The organism is Kitasatospora sp. NPDC093558 (assembly GCF_040683475.1).
Taxonomy (GTDB): Bacteria; Actinomycetota; Actinomycetes; order Streptomycetales; family Streptomycetaceae; genus Kitasatospora.
Window position 1 is genome coordinate 1 of the sequence record NZ_JBFBDY010001165.1, and the last position, 1,406, is coordinate 1,406.

At 70.1% G+C, this 1,406-nt stretch carries 1 protein-coding gene and 1 pseudogene; one reads left to right on the plus strand and one right to left on the minus strand.

What is annotated here, in order from left to right; all coding sequences use genetic code 11:
* Positions 1-462: pseudogene (locus AB0O00_RS39425) on the minus strand (glycoside hydrolase family 3 N-terminal domain-containing protein); the annotation flags it as partial.
* A gap of 28 nt (positions 463-490) precedes the next feature.
* On the opposite strand from AB0O00_RS39425, the gene AB0O00_RS39430 reads away from it, so the two are divergent.
* Entirely contained in the window at positions 491-1,039 is a 549-nt protein-coding gene (locus AB0O00_RS39430) for a hypothetical protein (protein WP_363659486.1), read from the plus strand.
* The last annotated feature ends 367 nt before the right edge of the window (positions 1,040-1,406 follow it).

The following is a 1,406-nucleotide window of genomic DNA, read 5'->3' on the forward strand; positions in this document are numbered from 1 at the left end:
GGCCAGCGCCCGGTGCTCCGGTGAGCCGATCACCACCGGGGCGCCCGGGCGGGTCAGCGACCGCTCGGCGGGCCGGGGCTTGTCCCACAGCCCGGCGCGCAGCTTGACCCGCAGGACGCGGGAGACGGCGTCGTCGATCCGCTCCTGCGGGATGACACCGGCCCGGACCTGCGCCACGGCCGTGCGGTGGACGCTCTGCCACGCCTCGCGGCCCGCCACCATGAGCACGTCGAGGCCCGCGTTGATCGCGTACCCGGCGTCCCCGGCCGAGCAGCGCGCGACCTCGGCGTGCGCGTCCCAGTCGGAGATCACGATGCCGTCGAAGCCCAGGGCGCCCTTGAGCACGTCGGTGATCAGGTACCGGCTGCCGTGCACCTTGTGGTTGTAGGGCTCGCCGCCGCCCGGTGTGTGGTCGTAGTTGGCCGGGTCCTCCCAGCTGCTGAAGGAGACCATCACGCTCTGCGCCCCGGCCGAGCTTGATGCCCGCCGCGTGGAGCACCTCGATGATCCGCCCCGCGGAGCGGTGCATCAGCGGCTCGCCGCCGCCGATCAGGATCACGGCGAGGACCTTGGAGTCCGCGAGTTCGTGGGCGAGGCGCAGGATGCGGTCCTGGCCGATCTGCCCGTGGTGCAGGACCTGGGAGGAGATGCACTCCGGACAGGCCAGGTCGCAGACGGTGGTCGGGTCGAGGTCGACCACGAGCGGGGAGGCCAGGCGCCGTCCTCGCGCGACGTCGAGGACGGAGGGGAGGACGGATCGCTGATAGAGCTTGCCGACGAGGTCGAGGTTGCGCTCGACGAACTGGGTGCCGACGGCGTCACCCAACTGCGTACGTGGCTCGTCCATGCGGGACTCATCTCCTGTTCGGAGTCACAGCTGGGAGCGCTCCCATTTGAGGGTCGCATGGGACCCGTGGGGAGGTGGAAGCGTTTCCGTGAAACTAGCCCGCGCCGGGGCGCCGAGTCAACGGAAATCGGGCGGCGGCGACGTGGTGGTGCAGTGGTGCTGAGTATCTGTCAAGTCCTTGAATTAGCCTGATTGTTGATGGTCATCCGCTGCCGACGGCGAAGCGATCGCGGCGCCCCGTCCGGTTCGAGCGCGGCGGGCGCAAAGTTTCCGAAACATCACCGAAACTTTCAACCGCGTATTGACGCTGCCCGTGGGCTCCGAGTTACCTGGCGATGGGAGCGCATCCACCCCACCCAGCGCCGTCCGCCGGACGGCCACCACCGTGCTCCCACCCCCGAACCGACGGCGCCAGAGCCGTCATCGCTCGTGCACCACGACCCGCCGACGGCGCGGGAGTGGCGCACCTCCCCCCGGAGCGACCCTGGAGGTCGACCATGCCTCTTCGAAGGATCCTGATCGGACTGCACCGCGCCTGGACCGCAGCGCTCGTCCTGGC